Origin of the sequence: Streptomyces sp. NPDC053076 (assembly GCF_044546845.1) — a bacterium.
GTDB lineage: Bacteria > Actinomycetota > Actinomycetes > Streptomycetales > Streptomycetaceae > Streptomyces.
On the sequence record NZ_JBITZL010000004.1, the window covers coordinates 1 to 20771 of the forward strand.

16 protein-coding genes are annotated in these 20771 nt (G+C 69.0%); 7 read left to right on the plus strand and 9 right to left on the minus strand.

The features are described from left to right. Positions 1-304 precede the first annotated feature (304 nt). The 3 genes from ACIGYR_RS17530 to thyX form a co-directional block, all read right to left on the minus strand. Positions 305-1990 carry a ribonuclease J gene (locus ACIGYR_RS17530; RefSeq protein WP_391847395.1) on the minus strand — a complete coding sequence of 562 codons (1686 nt, stop codon included), beginning with the start codon at positions 1988-1990 and terminating at the stop codon, positions 305-307. A 155-nt stretch (positions 1991-2145) separates the two neighbouring features. Then, on the minus strand, positions 2146-3045 hold the full coding sequence (gene dapA / locus ACIGYR_RS17535) for a 4-hydroxy-tetrahydrodipicolinate synthase (protein ID WP_399598554.1): 900 nt from the start codon (positions 3043-3045) through the stop codon (positions 2146-2148). Positions 3046-3256: 211 nt separating this feature from the next. Next, on the minus strand, positions 3257-3997 hold the full coding sequence (gene thyX, locus ACIGYR_RS17540) for an FAD-dependent thymidylate synthase (RefSeq protein ID WP_391847393.1): 741 nt from the start codon (positions 3995-3997) through the stop codon (positions 3257-3259). Positions 3998-4180: 183 nt separating this feature from the next. On the opposite strand from thyX, the gene ACIGYR_RS17545 reads away from it, so the two are divergent. Both ACIGYR_RS17545 and ACIGYR_RS17550 read left to right on the plus strand, forming a co-directional pair. Then, a complete protein-coding gene (locus ACIGYR_RS17545) occupies positions 4181-4417 on the plus strand; it encodes a hypothetical protein (protein ID WP_399598552.1) in 237 nt (78 codons plus the stop codon). A gap of 103 nt (positions 4418-4520) precedes the next feature. Next, positions 4521-5075: a hypothetical protein gene (locus tag ACIGYR_RS17550; RefSeq protein ID WP_399598549.1), complete on the plus strand. Its 555-nt coding sequence runs from the start codon at positions 4521-4523 to the stop codon at positions 5073-5075. Positions 5076-5194: 119 nt separating this feature from the next. On the opposite strand, the gene ACIGYR_RS17555 is transcribed toward ACIGYR_RS17550, so the two are convergent. From ACIGYR_RS17555 to rpsO, 5 genes are all read right to left on the minus strand, one after another. Beyond that, positions 5195-5647, minus strand: a complete 453-nt coding sequence (locus ACIGYR_RS17555) for a hypothetical protein (protein WP_399598547.1) — start codon at positions 5645-5647, stop codon at positions 5195-5197. A 14-nt stretch (positions 5648-5661) separates the two neighbouring features. Beyond that, positions 5662-6414, minus strand: coding sequence for a 4-hydroxy-tetrahydrodipicolinate reductase (gene dapB, locus ACIGYR_RS17560; protein WP_399598544.1), 753 nt, complete (start codon positions 6412-6414; stop codon positions 5662-5664). Positions 6415-6440: 26 nt separating this feature from the next. Further along, a complete protein-coding gene (locus ACIGYR_RS17565) occupies positions 6441-7820 on the minus strand; it encodes a M16 family metallopeptidase (protein WP_391847388.1) in 1380 nt (459 codons plus the stop codon). Continuing rightward, positions 7817-10036, minus strand: a complete 2220-nt coding sequence (locus ACIGYR_RS17570; protein ID WP_391847387.1) for a polyribonucleotide nucleotidyltransferase — start codon at positions 10034-10036, stop codon at positions 7817-7819. The genes ACIGYR_RS17565 and ACIGYR_RS17570 overlap by 4 nt, the downstream gene beginning before the upstream one ends. A gap of 334 nt (positions 10037-10370) precedes the next feature. Then, entirely contained in the window at positions 10371-10658 is a 288-nt protein-coding gene (rpsO, locus tag ACIGYR_RS17575; RefSeq protein ID WP_133047446.1) for a 30S ribosomal protein S15, read from the minus strand. Positions 10659-10926: 268 nt separating this feature from the next. On the opposite strand from rpsO, the gene ACIGYR_RS17580 reads away from it, so the two are divergent. Next, the gene (locus ACIGYR_RS17580; RefSeq protein ID WP_399598539.1) at positions 10927-11220 is read left to right on the plus strand and encodes a DUF397 domain-containing protein; all 294 of its coding nucleotides are present in this window, start codon (positions 10927-10929) and stop codon (positions 11218-11220) included. Between the two features lie 66 nt (positions 11221-11286). On the opposite strand, the gene eccD is transcribed toward ACIGYR_RS17580, so the two are convergent. Beyond that, a complete protein-coding gene (gene eccD / locus ACIGYR_RS17585) occupies positions 11287-12786 on the minus strand; it encodes a type VII secretion integral membrane protein EccD (RefSeq protein ID WP_399598675.1) in 1500 nt (499 codons plus the stop codon). A gap of 300 nt (positions 12787-13086) precedes the next feature. Here eccD and eccCa point away from each other — a divergent pair, with 300 nt between their 5' ends. The 4 genes from eccCa to ACIGYR_RS17605 all read left to right on the plus strand — a co-directional run bounded on the left by eccCa (position 13087) and on the right by ACIGYR_RS17605 (position 20692). Further along, complete coding sequence (eccCa, locus tag ACIGYR_RS17590) at positions 13087-17052, plus strand: type VII secretion protein EccCa (protein ID WP_399598537.1); 3966 nt, start codon at positions 13087-13089, stop codon at positions 17050-17052. A gap of 202 nt (positions 17053-17254) precedes the next feature. After that, positions 17255-17728: a hypothetical protein gene (locus ACIGYR_RS17595; protein ID WP_399598536.1), complete on the plus strand. Its 474-nt coding sequence runs from the start codon at positions 17255-17257 to the stop codon at positions 17726-17728. An 11-nt stretch (positions 17729-17739) separates the two neighbouring features. After that, positions 17740-20031: a hypothetical protein gene (locus tag ACIGYR_RS17600; protein ID WP_399598533.1), complete on the plus strand. Its 2292-nt coding sequence runs from the start codon at positions 17740-17742 to the stop codon at positions 20029-20031. A gap of 169 nt (positions 20032-20200) precedes the next feature. Then, positions 20201-20692: a hypothetical protein gene (locus ACIGYR_RS17605; protein WP_399598530.1), complete on the plus strand. Its 492-nt coding sequence runs from the start codon at positions 20201-20203 to the stop codon at positions 20690-20692. Positions 20693-20771: the final 79 nt, after the last annotated feature.

Sequence of the window (20771 nt, forward strand, 5' to 3'; positions counted from 1 at the left end):
TCGCTTCCTTTGTACTCACCCTCTCGGGCTTTCCTCCGGGCTTCCCTTCGGTGTTTCCGACTCTATCAGATCTTTTCTCGATCCGATTTCCTCGGTGCTTTCCAGGTTCCCGCTCTCGCGTTTCCCTTTCCGGCGGTTCCGACTTTATCAGAAGTTCTGAGTCGGTTTTCCCACCCGCTCCGGGCATCCGTGTCCAGCGCGTGAAGTGCTGGGGTTCCCGGTTGGGCGGAGCCGTAAACGTACTGGAGCGGGTCCCCCCGATGCAAATCGAGGCGACCCGCTCCGGTCCGGCACCGACGGGGCGTCAGACCTCCACGACCACCGGCAGGATCATCGGCCTGCGGCGATACCTGTCCGAGACCCACTTGCCGAGGGTCCGCCGGATGAGCTGCTGGAGCTGGTGGGGCTCCACCACGCCGTCCTGGGCGGACCGCTCCAGCACCTCCGTGATCTTCGGAAGGACGTCGGCGAAGGCCGAGTCCTCGATGCCGGAGCCACGGGCCTGGACGTGCGGACCACCGGTGATCTTGCCCGTCGAGGAGTCCACGACCACGAAGACCGAGATGATGCCCTCGTCGCCAAGGATCTTGCGGTCCTTCAGGGCCGGCTCGCCGACGTCGCCGACGGAGAGGCCGTCGACGTAGACGTAACCGGCCTGGACCTTGCCGGAGATCTTGGCCTTGCCGTCGATCAGGTCCACCGCCACGCCGTCCTCGGCGATGACGATCCGGTCGTGCGGGACGCCCGTCAATGCGCCGAGTTCGGCGTTGGCGCGCAGGTGGCGCCATTCACCGTGCACCGGCATCAGGTTTCGGGGGCGGCAGATGTTGTAGAAGTACAGCAGCTCGCCCGCGGACGCGTGGCCGGAGACGTGCACCTTGGCGTTGCCCTTGTGGACGACGTTGGCGCCCCAGCGGGTCAGGCCGTTGATCACTCGGTAGACCGCGTTCTCGTTCCCGGGGATCAGCGAGGACGCCAGGATGACCGTATCGCCGTCGACGATGCGGATCTGGTGGTCGCGGTTGGCCATGCGGGACAGGGCGGCCATCGGCTCGCCCTGGGAGCCCGTGCAGACGAGGACCACCTCGTGGTCGGGCAGGTCGTCGAGCGTCTTGACGTCGACCACCAGGCCCGGCGGCACCTTCAGATAGCCGAGGTCGCGGGCGATGCCCATGTTGCGGACCATGGAGCGGCCGACGAAGGCGACCCGGCGGCCGTACTCGTGGGCCGCGTCCAGGATCTGCTGGATGCGGTGGACGTGGCTGGCGAAGCTGGCCACGATGATCCGCTTGTCGGCGTTGGCGAAGACCGTGCGCAGGACGTTGGAGATGTCCCGCTCGGGCGGGACGAAGCCCGGGACCTCGGCGTTCGTGGAGTCGGCGAGGAGCAGGTCGATGCCCTCCTCGCTGAGCCGGGCGAAGGCGTGCAGGTCGGTGAGGCGGTTGTCCAGCGGGAGCTGGTCCATCTTGAAGTCGCCGGTGTGCACCACCATGCCGGCGGGGGTACGGATCGCGACCGCGAGGGCGTCCGGGATGGAGTGGTTGACCGCGACGAACTCGCAGTCGAAGGGGCCGACGCGCTCGCGGTTGCCCTCCGCCACCTCCAGGGTGTACGGGCGGATCCGGTGCTCCTGGAGCTTGGCCTCGATCAGGGCCAGCGTGAGCTTGGAGCCGATCAGCGGGATGTCCGGCTTCTCGCGGAGCAGGAAGGGGACACCACCGATGTGGTCCTCGTGCCCGTGCGTGAGGACGATGCCCTCGATGTCGTCGAGGCGGTCCCGGATGGACGAGAAGTCCGGCAGGATCAGGTCGACTCCGGGCTGCTCCTCCTCGGGGAAGAGCACTCCGCAGTCGACGATCAGCAAACGGCCGCCGTACTCGAAGACCGTCATGTTCCGGCCGATCTCGCCGAGGCCGCCGAGCGGGGTGACCCGCAGGCCGCCCTCGGGGAGCGGCGGCGGCGAGCCGAGTTCAGGATGCGGATGACTCAAAAGACCCTCCTCAACCATGCGCGCCACGTACCGGTAGGGCACGTGGCGCGTATGACGTTCGTGCGAAGCAGTTGTCGTTGTGGATGCAGGCACCGGTGGCCTGTGTATGCGGTTGTGGATTCAGTTGTGAAGCTCAGGTGGTGCAAAGTCTGTTGTCAGAGCTGTACCCCGCCGGCCGCAAGATCGATCTTGAGCTGGGCGATCTCCTCGGGCGAGCACTCGACCATGGGCGAGCGCAGCGGTCCCGCGGGCAGGCCCTGCAGGGCGAGTGCGGCCTTGGTGGTCATGACGCCCTGGGTGCGGAACATGCCGGTGTAGACCGGGAGCAGCTTCTGGTGGATCTCGGCGGCCTTGACGACGTCACCGGAGACATACGCGTCGACCAGGGCGCGCAGGTCCGGGGTGACCAGGTGGCCGACGACCGAGACGAAGCCGACCGCGCCCACGGAGAGCAGCGGCAGGTTCAGCATGTCGTCGCCGGAGTACCAGGCGAGGCCGGACTGGGCGATGGCCCAGCTGGCGCGGCCGAGGTCGCCCTTGGCGTCCTTGTTGGCGACGATCCGGGGGTGCTCGGCGAGCCGGACGAGGGTCTCGGTGCTGATCGGGACGCCGCTGCGGCCGGGGATGTCGTAGAGCATGACCGGCAGGCCGGTGGCGTCTGCGACGGTCGTGAAGTGCCGGTACAGGCCCTCCTGGGGGGGCTTGTTGTAGTACGGCGTGACGACCAGGAGGCCGTGGGCGCCGATGCGCTCGGCCTCGCGGGCCAGCTCGAGGCTGTGGCGGGTGTCGTTGGTTCCGACGCCGGCGACGACGTGGGCGCGGTCGCCGACGGCCTCCAGGACGGCTCGTACGAGATCCGATTTCTCCGCGTCACTGGTGGTGGGGGACTCGCCGGTGGTGCCGTTGACGATCAGGCCGTCGTTGCCGGCGTCCACCAGGTGGGCGGCGAGCCGCTGCGCGCCGTCGAGGTCGAGTGCGCCGTCCGCCGTGAAGGGCGTGACCATGGCGGTGAGGACCCGCCCGAAGGGGGTCTGCGGAGTCGAGGTCGGAGCCATGGGTAACACGCTACTCGGTGCCAGATGTGGGGTGCGCCCGTGGGGTGTCGGGAAAGTCAGGACAAAAATGGAGCCCGGCACTGCCTGCTCGGGGGTTCAAGCAGTGCCGGGTCCGTTTGATCAGGCTAGATGAACTTCACTAAATGCCGCAATCCGGACACTTCACGAGGCTGACCCATACATCCGTTCCCGGCAGGGGAACAGACCTTCGCTACGGGGCCACACGCCCGTTCGCATTGAAGGCGGCGTAGGTCAGCGGCATGAGCTTCGCCCACTCCGCCTCCATCTTCTCGGCGACCATCTCGATCTCCCGCTGCGGGAAGCTCGGCACCTTGGCCAGCTCGTGCTGGGTGCGCAGGCCGAGGAAGTGCATGAGGGAGCGCGCGTTGCAGGTGGCGTACATCGAGGAGTAGAGGCCGACGGGGAGGGCGGCGCGGGCGACCTCGCGGGCCACTCCCTCGGCGAGGAGCTTCTGGTAGGCCGCGTACGCCTGCTCGTAGGACTCCCGCAGGGTGCTGCTGACCGCCTCGTGCTGGGCCTGGGTGCCCTCGACGAAGACGTACTTCCCGGGGCGGCCCTCCTGCACGAGCTTGCGGTCGGCGTCGGGGACGTAGAAGACCGGCTGGAGCTCCCGGTAGCGGCCGGACTCCTCGTTGTACGACCAGCCGACGCGGTGCCGCATGAACTCGCGGAAGACGAAGATCGGGGCGCTGATGAAGAACGTCATCGAGTTGTGCTCGAACGGGCTGCCGTGCCGGTCGCGCATCAGGAAGTTGATCAGGCCCTTGGAGCGCTCCGGGTCCTTCTTCAGCTCGTCCAGGGACTGCTCGCCGGCGGTGGAGACACGGGCCGCAAAGAGCACGTCGGCGTCGGCCGCGCTGTGCTTGACCAGTTCGACGGTGACATCTCCGCGCAGATCGATCTTGAACTCGCCGTCCGGGGTGCTGGTCACGAGGGTCCTTCCATCACTTCTGGGATTCGCGCCCACTGTATCGGGGCACCCGCCGCAGACCCGAACCGTGACCTCACCGCACAACCGCACGAGTTTTCCCGACATGGGCACCTTTTGTGCCACTGAAGCGTCTGTACCGGTGAGAACCACCCGTTCGATCCCGAGAGGAGAGGTGCTTCCCCCATGTTCCGTCGGCGCGAGCCCGTCCCCTTCGCCTTCCTGGCCGAGGCCCAGAGGTTCCGCAGCAATGTCACTCCCCCGCCCCGTCAGCGGGTGTCCTTCGGCGAGATGGCCGGCCGCTGGCTGCTGGGCCTCACCCTCGTCGCGGGGCTCGTCGGTGCCCTGATCGTCGGCACTCCGGCGCTCTCTCCGCCGTCCGGTACGCCGGCTCAGCAGTCCCAGGCGTCCCAGGGGCACTGAGCGGGGGCACTGACCCTTCCGGACGCTCCAGGCTGGTGAGCGACAACACGGCCGGATAGCCTCACCGGGCACAGCCCACGCGAGGAGCGAGTGAGGACCAGCCGTGCCCCTGCCCTTTCTGACGGCCGACCGCACCTTCGAGATGGCAGCCGACAGTGCGCTGCCCTACGACGACCCGGACCGCTGGCGGCGTCCCTACCGGCCCGGCCCCTGGCGCGTGGGCACGGCCGCGCTGGGGCTGTTGCTCGCCTCGTTCGTCCTGTTCGGCGCGGTGCTCATCACGCTGACCGGCTCCGTCTCGTCCGGCGGGGCAGTCCTCGTCGCGGGCCTGGCGATCGTCGCCGGCTCGTTGCGGCTGCTGCGCATGGGGGTGTGGGTGAGCAGGCACGGACTTCGCCGGACCGGCTTCCTGCTGACGCGGACGCTGCCGTGGGCACGGGTCCTCTCGGTGCGGACGGTGCAGCAGCCGGTGCGCTGGCTGGGGCTGCCGCGCACGGTGCAGGGCCAGGCGCTGGCGCTCGTGCGCAGGGACCGGCCCGCCGAGGACACCCCGCCGCTGCTGACCACGCACGGCCTGGACTTCGTCGGCCGGCCGGTGGGCTTCGACCGGGCGGCGGACGCGGTGGAGGCGTGGGCCGCGGAGCACCGGCGTGGCTGATTCCGCAACGAAGCCGAAGGGCCGGCCCGCGGTGACGCGGGCCGGCCCTTCGGTGTGTGAGTCACCCGAGGCCGGCCTACCTTCCGGTGAGGTGGGCCGCCTTCCGGTGCCCGGGTGGGTCAGGCCCGGGCGGGGCGTCCTTCGTGCAGGGCGATGGCGCGCTGCATCGCCTTGCGGGCGCGTGGGGTGTCGCGGGCGTCGTGGTAGGCGACGGCGAGCCGGAACCAGCAACGCCAGTCGCCGGGGGACGCCTCCGTCTCGGCCTTGCGCTTGGCGAAGACCTCGTCGGCCGAGTCCCGGTCGATCCGGCCGCTGGGCAGCCGCTTCAGCTCGTCGACGGGCAAGCCGCCCTCGGCCTCGAGTTCGGCGGCGAGCTGGTTGGCCCTGCGGACGAACTGGGTGTTCTTCCACAGGAACCACAGGCCGATGACCGGCAGGACCAGCACCGCCACGCCGAAGGTGACGGTGATGAGCGTGCCGGACTGGATGAGCATGACGCCGCGACTGCCGACCAGGACGAAGTAGAAGACCAGGACGGCGGCCGTGACGAGGTAGGTGATCTTCGCGCGCATCGCAGGCGTCTGTCTCAGCTCAGGTCCAGGAAGTGCTCCAGGCCGAACGTGAGGCCCGGAGTCGTCACCACACGGCGGGCGCCGAGCAGGATGCCCGGCATGAAGCTGCTGTGGTGCAGGGAGTCGTGGCGGACGGTGAGGGTCTCGCCCTCGCCGCCGAGGAGGACCTCCTGGTGGGCCAGGAGGCCGCGCAGGCGGACGGCGTGCACGGGGACGCCGTCCACGCTGGCGCCGCGGGCGCCGTCCAGGGCGGTGACCGTGGCGTCCGGCGCCGGGGCCGTGCCGGCCGCCCGGCGGGCCTCGGCGATGAGCTGGGCCGTGCGGGTGGCGGTGCCGGAGGGGGCGTCCACCTTGTTCGGGTGGTGCAGCTCGACGACCTCGACCGACTCGAAGTACGGCGCGGCGATCTGCGCGAACTTCATCGTCAGCACGGCCCCGATGGAGAAGTTCGGCGCGATGAGCACGCCGGTCCCCGGGGACTGGGCGAGCCAGCCCTCCAGCTGCGCGAGGCGATCCTCGGTCCATCCCGTCGTACCGACGACGGCGTGGATGCCGTGACGCACGCAGAAGTCGAGGTTGCCCATGACCGAGGCGGGGGTCGTCAGCTCGACGGCGACCTGGGCGCCGGTGTCCGCCAGGGTCTCCAGCTTGTCGCCCCGGCCGAGGGCGGCGACCAGTTCCATGTCCTCGGCGGCCTCGACCGCCTTGACCGCCTCGGCCCCGATCCGGCCCTTGGCACCGAGGACCGCCACGCGCAGCTTGCTCATGTTCCTGCTTCCTAACCGGTGGTGTTTCAGGCGACCGCGTCGTGCAGCCGGGCGGCCTGCTTGTCCTTGAGCGGGCCGATGACCGACAGCGACGGACGCTGCCCGAGAAGGTCGCGGGCGACCGAACGGACCTCGTCCGGCGTCACCGCGGCTATCTTCCCCAGCATGTCGTCCACGGACATCTGCTCGCCCCAGCACAGCTCGCTCTTGCCGATACGGTTCATCAGCGCGCCGGTGTCCTCCAGGCCCAGGACCGTGGAGCCCCGGAGCTGGCCGATCGCGCGGGCGATCTCGTCGTCGGTGAGGCCGTTCTGCGCGACGTGGTCGAGTTCGTCGCGGCAGATCCGCAGCACGTCGTGGACCTGGCTGGGCCGGCAGCCGGCGTAGACGCCGAACAGGCCGCAGTCGGCGAAGCCGGAGGTGTAGGAGTACACGCTGTAGGCGAGGCCGCGCTTCTCCCGGACCTCCTGGAAGAGGCGGGAGGACATGCCGCCGCCGAGGGCGGTGTTGAGCACGCCCATGGCCCAGCGGCGGTCGTCGGTGCGGGCGAGGCCGGGCAGGCCGAGGACGACGTGCGCCTGCTCGGTCTTGCGGGCCAGCAGCTCGACCTTGCCGGAGGCGCGGATCCGACGGCTGCCGTCGCGCGGGGCGATCGGCTGAGCGTCCGTGTTCTGCAGGGCGCCCGCCTTCTCGAAGGCCGCGCGGACCTGGCGTACGACCTTGTTGTGGTCGATGTTGCCGGCGCAGGCGACCACGAGGTGGGTCGGGTCGTAGTGCTTCTTGTAGAAGCGGCGGATGCGTTCGGCGCTGAGGGCGTTGACGGTGTCGACCGTGCCGAGGACCGGGCGGCCGAGGGCGTTGTCGCCGAACATGGTGTGCGCGAACAGGTCGTGCACACAGTCGCCCGGGTCGTCCTCGGTCATCGCGATCTCTTCGAGGATCGCGCCGCGCTCGACGTCGACGTCCTCCTCGAGGATGAGCGAGCCGGTCAGCATGTCGCAGACCACGTCGATGGCGAGCGGCAGGTCGGTGTCGAGCACGCGTGCGTAGTAGCACGTGTACTCCTTGGCCGTGAACGCGTTCATCTCGCCGCCGACGGCGTCGAGGGCGGAGGAGATGTCCAGCGCGCTGCGCTTCGCGGTGCCCTTGAAGAGCAGGTGCTCCAGGTAGTGCGTGGCGCCGTTCAGGGCCGGGGTCTCGTCGCGGGAGCCGACGTGCGCCCAGATGCCGAAGGTTGCGGAGCGGACCGAGGGCAGGGTCTCGGTGACGATGCGCAGGCCGCCCGGGAGGGTGGTCTTGCGGACCGTGCCGATGCCGTTCTGGCCCTTGATGAGGGTTTGGGTACGGGCGACGGCCCGCGCCTCCGAAGAGGTGCGGGCCGTCGCCTTGGAGCTACGGGACGTCACTGCTCGGCGTCGTCCTTCTGCGTCTCGTCGCCTTCCTCGCCCTCGACCACGGGAATGAGGGAGAGCTTGCCGCGCGAGTCGATCTCGGCGATCTCGACCTGGACCTTCTGGCCCACACCGAGGACGTCCTCGACGTTCTCCACGCGCTTGCCGCCGGCGAGCTTGCGGATCTGCGAGATGTGCAGCAGACCGTCCTTGCCGGGCAGCAGGGAGACGAACGCACCGAAGGTGGTGGTCTTGACGACCGTACCCAGGTAGCGCTCGCCGACCTCGGGCATCGTCGGGTTGGCGATGCCGTTGATCGTGGCGCGGGCGGCCTCGGCGGACGGTCCGTCGACCGCGCCGATGTAGATCGTGCCGTCGTCCTCGATCGTGATGTCGGCGCCGGTGTCCTCCTGGATCTGGTTGATCATCTTGCCCTTGGGGCCGATGACCTCACCGATCTTGTCCACCGGGATCTTGACGGTGATGATCCGCGGAGCGTTCGGGGACATCTCGTCGGGCCGGTCGATGGCCTCCATCATCACGTCGAGGATGTGGAGGCGGGCGTCGCGGGCCTGCTTGAGGGCCGCGGCCAGGACGGAGGCCGGGATGCCGTCCAGCTTGGTGTCGAGCTGGAGGGCGGTCACGAAGTCCTTCGTGCCGGCGACCTTGAAGTCCATGTCACCGAAGGCGTCCTCGGCACCGAGGATGTCGGTGAGCGTGACGTAGTGCGTCTCGCCCTCGATGTCCTGGGAGATCAGGCCCATGGCGATACCGGCGACCGGGGCCTTCAGCGGCACACCGGCGTTGAGCAGCGACATGGTGGAGGCGCAGACCGAGCCCATGGACGTCGAGCCGTTGGAGCTCAGCGCCTCGGAGACCTGACGGATCGCGTAGGGGAACTCCTCGCGCGTCGGCAGCACCGGCACGAGGGCGCGCTCGGCGAGGGCGCCGTGGCCGATCTCGCGGCGCTTCGGGGAGCCGACGCGGCCGGTCTCACCGGTGGAGTACGGCGGGAAGTTGTAGTTGTGCATGTAGCGCTTGCGGGTCACCGGGGAGAGGGTGTCCAGCTGCTGCTCCATGCGCAGCATGTTGAGGGTGGTGACGCCCAGGATCTGGGTCTCGCCACGCTCGAACACCGCGGAGCCGTGCACCCGCGGGATGGCCTCGACCTCGGCGGCAAGGGTGCGGATGTCGGTGACACCGCGGCCGTCGATGCGCTTCTTCTCCTTGATCACACGCTCGCGGACCAGCTGCTTGGTGAGCGAGCGGTACGCGGCGGAGATCTCCTTCTCGCGGCCCTCGAACTCCGGCAGGAGCTTCTCGGCGGCGAGCGCCTTGACGCGGTCCAGCTCGGCCTCGCGCTCCTGCTTGCCGGCGATGGTGAGCGCCTGGGCCAGCTCGGGGCGGACGGCCGCGGTCAGGGCCTCCAGGACGTCGTCCTGGTAGTCGAGGAAGATCGGGAACTCGCCGGTCGGCTTCGCGGCCTTGGCGGCGAGGTCGGCCTGCGCGCGGCACAGGACCTTGATGAAGGGCTTCGCGGCCTCCAGACCGGCGGCGACGACCTCCTCGGTCGGCGCCTCGGAGCCGTCCTCGACCAGCTTGATGGTCTTCTCGGTGGCCTCGGCCTCGACCATCATGATCGCGACGTCGCCGTCCTCCAGGACGCGGCCGGCGACCACCATGTCGAAGACGGCGTCCTCGAGCTCGGTGTGCGTCGGGAACGCGACCCACTGGCCGCGGATCAGTGCGACGCGGACGCCGCCGATCGGGCCGGAGAAGGGCAGGCCGGCCAGCTGCGTGGACGCGGACGCGGCGTTGATCGCCACGACGTCGTACAGGTGGTCGGGGTTGAGCGCCATGATCGTGGCGACGACCTGGATCTCGTTGCGCAGGCCCTTCTTGAAGGAGGGGCGCAGCGGGCGGTCGATCAGGCGGCAGGTGAGGATCGCGTCCTCGGAGGGGCGGCCCTCACGGCGGAAGAAGCTGCCGGGGATCTTGCCGGCGGCGTACATCCGCTCCTCGACGTCCACCGTGAGGGGGAAGAAGTCGAGCTGGTCCTTGGGGTTCTTGGAGGCGGTGGTGGCCGACAGCACCATGGTGTCGTCGTCCAGGTACGCCACGGCGGAGCCGGCGGCCTGCTTGGCCAGGCGGCCCGTCTCGAAACGGATGGTGCGGGTGCCGAAGGGACCGTTGTCGATAACGGCCTCGGCGTAGTGGGTCTCGTTCTCCACTAGCGTTTTCTCCTCGTCTTCGTCCCTGTGCTGCCCGTGTGGCAGGGGGACGGTGGTGGAGAGGCGCTCCGTGCGGTGCGGGCCGGTCTTCGATCGAAGCACCCGGGGCTCGCTTCCCCCCGGGGGCCACTACCGAGGACCGGCGGCGGCGTGGTGCGCGTCTCCTCGTTCTGTGTCGTACGTCTTGCGTTGTGCTACCACACTACAAAGCGTGAGTGACACTCCGCACGTTTCCGCTTGTACGACGAAGGGTGCCGGGTGCGCGGCGGAGCCCCGCAAACGGCAAGGGGAGCGGTCCCCGACTTCGTCCGGGAACCGCTCCCCTCATGGCGTCTTACTTCGCGCCCGCCGCACCGCGACGGATGCCGAGGCGGTCGACCAGCGCACGGAAGCGCTGGATGTCCTTCTTCGCCAGGTACTGCAGCAGGCGACGGCGCTGACCGACGAGGATCAGCAGGCCACGGCGGGAGTGGTGGTCGTGCTTGTGGGTCTTGAGGTGCTCCGTCAGGTCGGAGATCCGACGGGAGAGCAGAGCGACCTGGACCTCGGGGGAGCCGGTGTCACCCTCCTGGGTACCGAACTCGGAGATGATCTGCTTCTTCGTGGCGGCGTCGAGCGACACGCGTACTCCTCATAGTCTGTGAATGGCCACCGAGTGCCCCCGGTCTTCATCGCGAGGGAGCTTCCGTTACTCGGGAGGCGGGGATCCGCTGGGCGCGGCCTCCAGAACACGAAGGGTTCCGGGGGTGCGTACACAAACGGCCGTCACTCAGGGTACCAGCCGATGGCGGGTGCCTTACGCACGGTCGGCGAACCGTCCTGCCGGCGCGGCGTCCGCCACTAGGGTGAGCGCCGGGACCGTACCTACCTCGGGAAGGGGTCGCTGCACCATGGCGGAGACGGAAGCGGAGATCAAGGCGCGCAAGGAGCGGGAGCGGGACGAGCTGTACGCGCTCGACATCTCCGGCGTCGAGTGGCACTGCGCGCCGGGCACGGAGGAGCAGGAGGAGCGGGTGGAGATCGCGTACCTGCCCGGCGGGGCGGTGGCGATGCGGTCCTCCCTCGACCCTGCCACCGTGCTGCGCTACACCGAGGCGGAGTGGCGGGCGTTCGTGCTGGGAGCCCGGGACGGGGAGTTCGATCTGAAGCCCATGGCGCACAACGGTGGGCTCGACGTGCAGTGAGCAGCAGCCGGAAAAGGGGGAAGGGGCGGCACGCGCGCGTGCCGCCCCTTCCCCCTTTTCCGGCTGCTAGCTGGTCATGGCGCGGGCCTTCGCGTACACGTCGAAGACGGCCAGGGCGAGCGGGATCAGGGTCAGCAGGACGAAGCCCTCGCAGATCTCCAGGAAGCGTCCCCAGAAGGGGGTCAGTCCGCGGCGCGGCAGGATCAGGCCCAGGGCCGTCACCAGGGTCGCGGCCAGGGCGATGGCCGCGATCAGCCAGACGGTGCGGATGTCGAGGTCGGTACGGTCGCCGGCCAGCGCCGCGCGCATGATGTGCTGCGGCGGGTTGAGGGCGAGGCCGAGGCCGAGCAGGACCAGGGAGGCGAGGCCGGCGGCCAGCACGGAGGCGACCTGGGCGGTGTAGCGGAAGAGGCCGGCGCGCATGAGCATGGCGACGCCGGTGACGAACGCGAGCAGCTGGGCCCAGACGTCGTCGGAGAAGCCCAGCACGGCCGACGCGCCGACGGCGAGCAGCGCGCAGCCGCCGACCAGTCCGACGAGGAGTTCATGGCCGCGTCGCGCCTGCGCCTCGATGCGGTCGGTGTCCACCGGCTCCTGCGTCGCGGTCTCGGCGCCGTAGGCGGAGCGGGGGGCGCCGCTGCTGGGGTTCTCGAAGCCGATCGGCAGCCGGGCGAACCGCATGGACATGCCGGGCAGGAAGGCGAGCGCGCCGACGGCGACCGGTGCGCACAGGCCGGCCATCTCCCTGGGCGCCCAGTCGGTGAGGGTGGCGACGAAGACGACGATCAGGGCGATCGTCGAGGCGAACACGAAGGCGACGAAGGGGCCGTCCCCGTGCGGTGAGCACAGGGCGAGGACCAGGGCGGCGACGAGCACGGCCGCGCACGCCAGCAGGAACTGGAGTCTGCCGATGCCCTCGCCGTCGCTCAGCGGCAGCAGCCCGCTGCCCGCGACGCCGATGTTGGGCAGCGCGCCGAGGCCGAGGGCGACGGCCGAGCCGCGGTCGTCGTAGACGCGGGCGCGGACCGCGGAGAGCACGACCAGGAGGATTCCGGTGACGGCGGCGAGGATGCCGGCCAGGCCGTGCATGTCGTGGCGCGGGTCGGCGGTCCAGGCGACGAACGCGAGCAGTGCGGGCAGCACGCCGCCGCCGACGAGGCCCGCGGCCCGGGTCAGGTCGCCGCTCCACAACTTGTGCTGCTTGGTGACGGAGGAGGCCACGGCCTCGGCGACGTCGTCGAAGACGGCCGGCGGCAGCGATTCCGCGAACGGGCGCAGGGTGAGGAGTTCGCCGTCCAGGATGCGCTGGGCGGCGAAGGAGCGGGCACTGTCCAGCACGGTGCCGTCGGTGCGGACGAGGTGGTAGCCGACCGGGGCGCCCGCCGCGGGGCTCTGCTGGGACAGCCGCAGGATCTCCGGATAGAGGTCGGCGACCGGGACGTCGTCGGGCAGTGCCACGTCGATACGGCTGTCCGGCGCGACGATGGTGACCCGGCAGAAGCCGAGTCCGGTGCCGGACCCGGAAGGGGCTCCCGTCCCGGGTCCGCCGGTGGCGGCGGCCGTCATGCTCACCTGCTGCTCCCCCTCAGTGGTGGTGGTGCGTGTATGTCGTGAAGGTCCCGTGCCGGTTTGCCCGGTGGACGGCGGCACGGGTTCCGCACGACTGGATCCCGGGGTCCTACCGCCCCTCCATTGAGGGGTTTGCCCCGGTGTATCCAGCCGGCTCGGCGTGTGCTCACGCGAACATCCGGCACCCTACCGCTCACCCGTGCCGGATGAACTCAGTAGGATCACGCGGCGGCCTGCGCTCGCCGGACACGGGGCGGTGGGCGGAACGCCTGGGTCGGGCAAGGGAATTGGTGAGCGGTGAGCCAGATCGTCGTAAAGCGCCCTCCACGGGCGCTTCCGTCCGAAGTGCCCACGGAAGAGGTCGCTGTCCAGCCACCGCCCGAATTGCCGCGGGGGGCTCAGGAGAGCGTGCTCATGCAGCTCCTGCCCACGCTGGGCATGGGCGGCTCGGTGGTCTTCTTCTTCACGAACGGCCAGCCGTTCATGAAGATCATGGGCATGATCATGATCGCCTCGACGGTGGCGATGTCCATCGCGATGGTGGTCCGCTTCCGCCGCGGCTCGCAGGGCCAGCTGGCCGACATGCGCCGCGACTACCTCAGTTATCTGTCGCAGACGCGCAAGTCCGCCGTCAGCACGGCGAAGACGCAGCGGGACGCGCAGTACTACCTGCACCCCTCCCCCGAGCAGCTGTGGGCGCTCGTCGCCGAGGGCAGCCGGGTGTGGGAGCGGCGGCCCGGCGACGAGGACTTCGCGCACGTTCGCATCGGCCTGGGCCCGCAGCCGCTGGCGACCCCGCTCGTCGCCCCGGAGACCGGTCCCGTCGAGCAGCTGGAGCCGCTGACCGCGGGCGCGATGCAGCGTTTCCTCGCCGCCCACGCCACCGTCGGCGACCTGCCGATGGCGGTGTCGCTGCGCGCCTTCTACCACGTCACGGTCAGCGGTGAACCGCAGTCCGTACGGGCCTCGGCCCGCGCCCTGGTCGGCTCGCTGGCCTCACTGCACTCCCCGCAGGATCTGGTCATCGCGGTGGCCGCGGGTCGGGAGGCGCTGCCCCAGTGGGACTGGGCGAAGTGGCTGCCGCACGTGCAGGTGCCCGGCGCACTGGACGGCGCCGGCTCGCGCCGGCTGATCGGCACCGACCCGCGCGAGCTGGAGGACCTGCTGTCCACCCGGCTGACCGGCCGGCCACGCTTCCATCCCGGTGCCGGGCCGCTGCTGGACGAGCCGCACATCGTGCTCGTACTGGACGACCTCTCCCTGCTGCCGGACTCGGTGCTCGCCAACCCGGAGGGCCTCCAGGGTGTCACCGTGCTGGAGGTGGTGCCGGGCGAGCTCACGACGGCGGGCGGCGACCTGTCCATCGTCGTGCAGCCCGGCCTGCTGCGCCTGGAGTCCGGGCACGGCGAGGTGTACGAGGGCAGCCCGGACGTCCTCTCCTACGAGTCCGCCGAGGCGCTGGCCCGGCAACTGGCACCGCTGCGCGTGGCGTCGGGCGGTGACGACGACGAGCCGCTGCTTGCCAACCTGGAGTTCACCGACCTGCTGGGCCTCGGTGACGCGGCGTCCGTCGACACCAAGCGGACCTGGCGCCCGCGCGCGCTCGCCGAACGCCTGCGGGTGCCGATCGGTCTCGGCGAGGACGGCCGGCCCGTGATGCTCGACCTGAAGGAGGCCGCGCAGGAGGGCATGGGCCCGCACGGCCTGTGCGTCGGCGCGACCGGTTCGGGCAAGTCGGAGCTGCTGCGCACGCTGGTGCTGGGTCTCGCGGTCACCCACTCCTCGGAGACCCTGAACTTCGTCCTCGCGGACTTCAAGGGTGGTGCGACCTTCGCCGGCATGGCGCAGATGCCGCACGTGGCGGCCGTCATCACCAACCTCGCCGACGACCTCACCCTGGTCGACCGCATGGGCGACTCGATCCGCGGTGAACTCAACCGGCGCCAGGAGATGCTGCGCGACGCCGGCAACTACGCCAACATCCACGACTACGAGAAGGCGCGCGCGGCGGGCGCCCCGCTCCAGCCGATCCCCTCCCTCGTGCTGGTGATCGACGAGTTCAGCGAGCTGCTGACCGCCAAGCCGGACTTCATCGAGATGTTCGTGCAGATCGGCCGTATCGGCCGCTCGCTGGGCGTGCACCTGCTGCTCGCCTCGCAGCGCCTGGAGGAGGGCCGGCTGCGCGGCCTGGAGACGTACCTGTCGTACCGCATCGGTCTGCGCACCTTCTCCGCGGCAGAGTCCCGTGCCGCGCTCGGCGTCCCCGACGCCTACGAACTCCCGAACGTCCCCGGTTCCGGCTTCCTGAAGTTCGGTACGGACGAGATGGTGCGGTTCAAGGCGGCGTACGTCTCCGGTGTGTACCGCGCGGGGCCGCAGCGGGCCGCCCTGCCCGGCGGGCAGCTGCCGGTGGACCGGCGGCCGGTCCTGTTCACGGCCGCCGAGGTGCCGGTGCAGTACAGCGCGATCCCGCAGCAGCGCACGCGGTCCGAGCCCGAGGTGGACGAGGCGCTGGCCGACACGGTCCTCGACGTGATCGTGCGCCGGCTGGAGGCGCAGGGCCCGGCGGCGCACCAGGTGTGGCTGCCGCCGCTGGAGAGCCCGCCGTCGCTGGACGCGCTGCTGCCCGGCCTGGCGGCGGTGCAGGGCCGCGGTCTCACCCAGCCCAACTACGAGGGCGCGGGCCGCCTGGTCGTCCCGGCCGGTCTGGTCGACAAGCCGTACGAGCAGCGCCGCGACCGTCTGATGCTCGACTTCTCGGGCGCGGCCGGCCACATGCAGGTCATCGGTGGTCCCCAGTCCGGCAAGTCCACGTTCCTGCGGACGCTGATCTGCTCCTTCGCGCTGACGCACACCCCGCACGAGGTGCAGTTCTACGGCCTGGACTTCGGTGGTGGCGGTATGGCCGCGGTGGGCGGTCTGCCGCACGTCGGCGGCATCGCCTCGCGCCTGGACCCCGAACGCGTCCGCCGTACGGTCTCCGAGGTGTACGGCGTCCTGACCCGCCGCGAGGAGTACTTCCGTACGGCCGGCATCGCCTCGATCGCCGACTTCCGCGCCCGGCGGGCCCGCGGCGACATCTCCGTCACGGACCAGCCCTGGGGTGACGTCTTCCTCGTCATCGACGGCTGGGGCAACTTCCGTACGGACTACGAGGGCCTGGAGCCGGCGGTCCTGGACATCGCCGCGCGCGGCCTCGGCTACGGCATCCACCTCGTCCTGACGGCGTCCCGCTCGATGGAGGTCCGGGCGAACCTCAAGGACCACCTGATGAACCGCCTGGAGCTGCGGCTGGGTGACGTGATGGACTCGGAGATCGACCGCAAGGTGGCGGTGAACGTCCCCGCGGGCGTCCCCGGCCGCGGCCTCTCCCCGCAGAAGCTGCACTTCATGGCGGCGGTGCCGCGCATCGACGGGCTCACCTCCGACACGGACCTGGCCGAGGCCACGGCCGCGCTGACCACCGAGGTCGGGCGTCACTGGCAGGCGCCGGGCGCGCCCAAGGTGCGGCTGCTGCCGCGCCAGCTGGAGGCGGTCAAGCTGCCGCCGGGCGACCGTTTCCGGGATCGGGGCATCGCCTTCGCGCTGGACGAGGAGAACCTGGAGCCGGTGTTCCTCGACTTCGACCAGGACCCGTTCTTCCTCGTCTTCGGCGAGAGCGAGTCCGGCAAGTCCAACCTGCTGCGGCTGCTGATCAGGCAGCTGTCGCTGCAGTACGGCGGTGACGAGGCGAAGTTCTTCGTGGTGGACAACCGCCGCTCGCTGCTGGACGTCACGCCGGCGTCCCACCTGGCGGAGTACATCCCGATGTCGAGCCAGATGGACCACCACATGGCGGCCCTGGCCGACCTCATGCAGCGCCGCACGCCGACGGCCGACGTCACGGCGCAGCAGCTGCGGGACCGGAGCTGGTGGCGGGGTCCGCAGGTCTTCGTCGTCATCGACGACTACGACCTGGTCTCCACGTCCAGCGGCAACCCGCTCAGCGGCCTGACGGAGATGCTGCCGTTCGCCCGCGACGTCGGCGTCCGCTTCATCATCGCCCGCTCCTCCGCGGGCGCGGGGCGGGCCTCCTACGAGCCGTTCATGCAGCGCATGAAGGAACTCGGCGCCCAGGGCCTCATCATGGCCGGCGACCCGGCCGAGGGCGACGTCCTCGGCGGAGTCCGCCCGCGTCCGATGCCGCCGGGCCGCGGCGTCTTCGTGTCCCGGAAGCGGGGTAAGCCGTTGGTTCAGACGGGGTTGGTGGATGTGGAGTACTGAGGGCTCTCCAAAGCAACGACATCAGTAGAACGCCTTTCTGAATCCGGCGGTCCATCGGCCGCCGGATTCGGCGTATAGAGAAATCGCAGCCAAGCGACCGGTTACGGCCGAGTTCACCGGAATCCCTTGCGACGACTGCCGGCCCACCGTTAGCGTCGCGTGCTGAGCAGCCACATTCGGAGTCGGCACACGGGGAGCGTCCATGGCGTGGGACGAGTGGGAAAGTCTCAAGCGTCAGGCAGCTGACGGGGAAAACCCGCACACTCAGTTGAACCAACTGGCAGACAGTGGTGGTGGCCGCGGTGATCAGGACCTGATCGTCCACCAGGACGACCTCGGCGCCGTCGGGCATGAGGCACACGAACTGCACGTCGCTCTTCACAAGCAGGCGGACATCGACGGCATGGGCTCCGACAAGCAGGGCAACGGCAGCACGATGCAGGCCGCGAACGAACTCAAGGGGCAGGGCTTCGCCATGGGTGCCGCGCTGTCCCAGACCGTCACGACCTGGACCGACCAGGTGAATTCTCTCCTGCAGGCCTGCGCAACCATTTCGAATCACCTCAATTACTCGCAGAAGACGCACGCCCATGACGATGGCGTGATTGCCGCCAGCCTCAAGCAGGCAAACGGCTCCGCCGTGCCCGTCTCGGAACTGAGCAAGTACTTCAAGTAGCGGGGGACACGATGTCCGGCCTCACGATGACCGGCCTGCTGGAAGTCGACCTGAGCAAACTGGAGTCCAGCGTCACCGACTGGAAGTCCGTCGTCGGCAAACTCGATGATCTGGCGGCAAGAGCCGAGAGGGGATTACAGGCGAAGGCCGACAGCGCCCGGTGGGCCGGTGTCAACTCGGACGTTACGCGAGAGTTCGTCCGCAAGACAGTCAAGGAGTTCAGGGACGCCCACGCCGAGGCTGACAGCATCTACAAAGTACTCAGCGACGCACACACCGAACTCGTGCCAGTCCAGAAGCAATTGAAATCGGCACTGGAGAAGGACGCGCCCGCGCTCGGCGTCAAAGTGGACGACTACGGCAACCAGGGCGACGGCCCGGTGATCCACGTCTTCTTTCCGCACGACCGGACAACGGACGACACCCACACCGACGAGGAGCGCGCCAAGGCGCACGAGTTGGCCACACACATCGCCAACCTCGTGGCCCACGCGCAGGAGATCGACGCTTCGGTGGCGCGCGCGCTCGCCAAGAGCCATGGCAAAGACGCCCACAACTTCGGGCACGAGACGTACACCTCGCTGGACGATGCGGAGCAACAGCGCGCCACGGAATTGGCGAAGCTGGGCACCAAGATGAGCGACCGCCAGTTCGCCGAACTCAACTCGATCATGAAGTGGAACGCGAAGGACGCCGACTTCAGCACCGCGTTCTACAAGTCACTAGGCGGTCCCGAGAAGGCGCTGGAATTCTACGGACATATGGCGCTCGACGGAACCGAGGGTGAAAACAAGGAGCGCCTGGAACTGACCAAACAGCTCCAACGCAATATGGGCGTGGCCCTGGCCAGCGCCACCGACCCGGACAACACGTCGCATCTGCCATCCAGCTGGGGAGAACAGTTCCGGAAGCTGGGTGCAAAGTCGATCGACCTTTACCCCGGTGCCATGAACTCCCCCTACGGGTACCAGATCCTCGGCGGCCTGCTGCGGTATGGAAATTACGATCCGAGGTTCATCAATCCCCTCGCTGAGCACATCGTCCAACTGCATCACAAGAACCCCGAGTTCTTCATGGGCAACAAACCCATGACAGGTGGCTCCGACACCGACTGGGGATTCAATCCGTCGGGCAAGGACGGTGCCGGATATGACCCGCTGACCAGCGTGCTGGAGGGGCTTGGCCATAGCCCAGAGGCGGCGAAAGAATTCTTCTCCGACGACATGACGCCCACGGTGTACAACGAGGACGGCACGGTGAAGACGGGCGCCACCCTCGACTACTCATACTTCGACGAACTGACGAAGAAGGACTTCGAGTGGCCGCCGGACAGCCTGGTCGCGCCGGGCAGTGACGCCGCCACCCATGTCCGCGAGGGCGGCCCGGACGCCCTGGGGCACGCTCTGGAAGCGGCCACCCTGGGACACTCCTACGATGACCCGGCGCCCACGCTCAAGCGGGACGACACCTCGGCCGCGATCATGGCAAAGGTCGTGGAGGCATACAGCGACCCGGAAAGAATTCAGGACCCCATGGCGGACAGCCTCGGCCGCATGGGAGCCGGATACATCGACGACCTGAACTGGGCATTGAACGGCAACCGAACCGACAGCCTATACTACCCGACGGACGGCGGCCATGCACAGTTCGGCGAGGCCAACGCGATCAAGTTCCTGAGCGCGGTCGGACAGCATCCGGACGGATACTCCGAGATCTCCACCGCTCAACAGGTGTACGGAACGACCGCGCTGGAAGCACAGGCTCACGACGGCCATATCAACCAGCCACACGCGCGGGAGATCGTCCGTACAGGCGCGCAGGTACAGGGAATTCTTGACCAGTCCCGCGCAGACCAGATCAAGGCTGAGGGGATCGCCGCGGACGAGGCCTACAACAAGAGCCTGCAGAAGAGGACCGGCTGGTTCCAGTTCGGCGCCGGTGTAGGAATCGCCGCCGGCGCCGCTTTCCTCCCCCCGGTGGCCGCAGCGGGCGTTGCGGGGACTCTCATTCCCGTCTTCACCGATGCCGGTAAAGGCGCGATCGGGCAGCAGATAGCGAACGTGATCGGTGACAGTGCCGAGACGATGCAGAAGGACAGCGCGGACTCCATTCACCAGCAGACCGCAGAGGTGTACGACAAGGGCAAGAAAGCCGCTGCATCACCGATGGAAAGCTTTATGGGAAACCACGGGATCCGACACGATGACGGCGGATTCGGGCAGGACCTGGAAGAGGCTCTGAAAACCGGGTACATAGATGGAACCAACGGAGAGAGTCAGCGTGGTGTGCTGTCCGATGCCTAGCCGATCCGCACGCCGAACGAAGCACCTGGCCGCCACTGCCGTACTGCTCACCCTGGCGTTGGCGGTGGCCGGCTGTCAGGGCGGGGAATCGGAGAGTGGGAGTCCGTCTGCCCGACGCACCTCGGCACAGTCCTGTGCCGAGGTCCTGGATGCGCAGACCAAAGCGGCGATGCTTCGGCTCGCGGGGGTCCCCGCGTCGACAAAGGCTGAGTATTCGGGCGACGTCCGACTGACGGCCGACCAACTGGTCACGCAGTACTTGACCGGGAAAGCCGACCGGGATCATTTCACCTTCTGTGGGTTCCATACGGGTTCGTCCCGACCGGATTTTCTGACGGTGAACTTCTCGCTTACTCAGCAGTCCCCGCCGGTGGACACGGCCGACTCCGAGTTCAAGGCATATCGCATGGGTAGAGTAGCCCGCGTCAGCAACAGGGCTGGTTTCCTCTATTTCGATTGCTCCAGCACGAAGTTCGAGGGATCCACCCAACTGGTACGTGCGGAGGTGGATCCCCTGTACAGGGTCACTGAGCCGCTCGCCACGGCGCGTGAGGACTACCTTCGTGCCCTGCACGGTTCCAGTCGCGTGCTCTCCCGCCTGCTGGGGTGCAAGCCGGGCACGGGCATCACCGGGTCGTTCACGGTGCCGCCCGCGGCATAGGCGGAGTACCAGGCATGTGCCCCGTCGCCGAGGAGCGCAAAGAAGACCGGGAGCGGGAGCGGCAAGGGGCGTACCCGGG

Excerpts from the sequence above, each read along its gene's own strand:
- dapA (WP_399598554.1), bottom strand. The coding sequence starts at position 3,045 with ATGGCTCCGACCTCGACTCCGCAGACCCCCTTCGGGCGGGTCCTCACC.
- ACIGYR_RS17545 (WP_399598552.1), top strand. The coding sequence starts at position 4,181 with ATGTTCCGTCGGCGCGAGCCCGTCCCCTTCGCCTTCCTGGCCGAGGCC.
- ACIGYR_RS17555 (WP_399598547.1), bottom strand. The coding sequence starts at position 5,647 with ATGCGCGCGAAGATCACCTACCTCGTCACGGCCGCCGTCCTGGTCTTC.
- dapB (WP_399598544.1), bottom strand. The coding sequence starts at position 6,414 with ATGAGCAAGCTGCGCGTGGCGGTCCTCGGTGCCAAGGGCCGGATCGGG.
- ACIGYR_RS17580 (WP_399598539.1), top strand. The coding sequence starts at position 10,927 with ATGGCGGAGACGGAAGCGGAGATCAAGGCGCGCAAGGAGCGGGAGCGG.
- eccD (WP_399598675.1), bottom strand. The coding sequence starts at position 12,786 with ATGACGGCCGCCGCCACCGGCGGACCCGGGACGGGAGCCCCTTCCGGG.
- ACIGYR_RS17595 (WP_399598536.1), top strand. The coding sequence starts at position 17,255 with ATGGCGTGGGACGAGTGGGAAAGTCTCAAGCGTCAGGCAGCTGACGGG.
- ACIGYR_RS17600 (WP_399598533.1), top strand. The coding sequence starts at position 17,740 with ATGTCCGGCCTCACGATGACCGGCCTGCTGGAAGTCGACCTGAGCAAA.
- ACIGYR_RS17605 (WP_399598530.1), top strand. The coding sequence starts at position 20,201 with ATGCTTCGGCTCGCGGGGGTCCCCGCGTCGACAAAGGCTGAGTATTCG.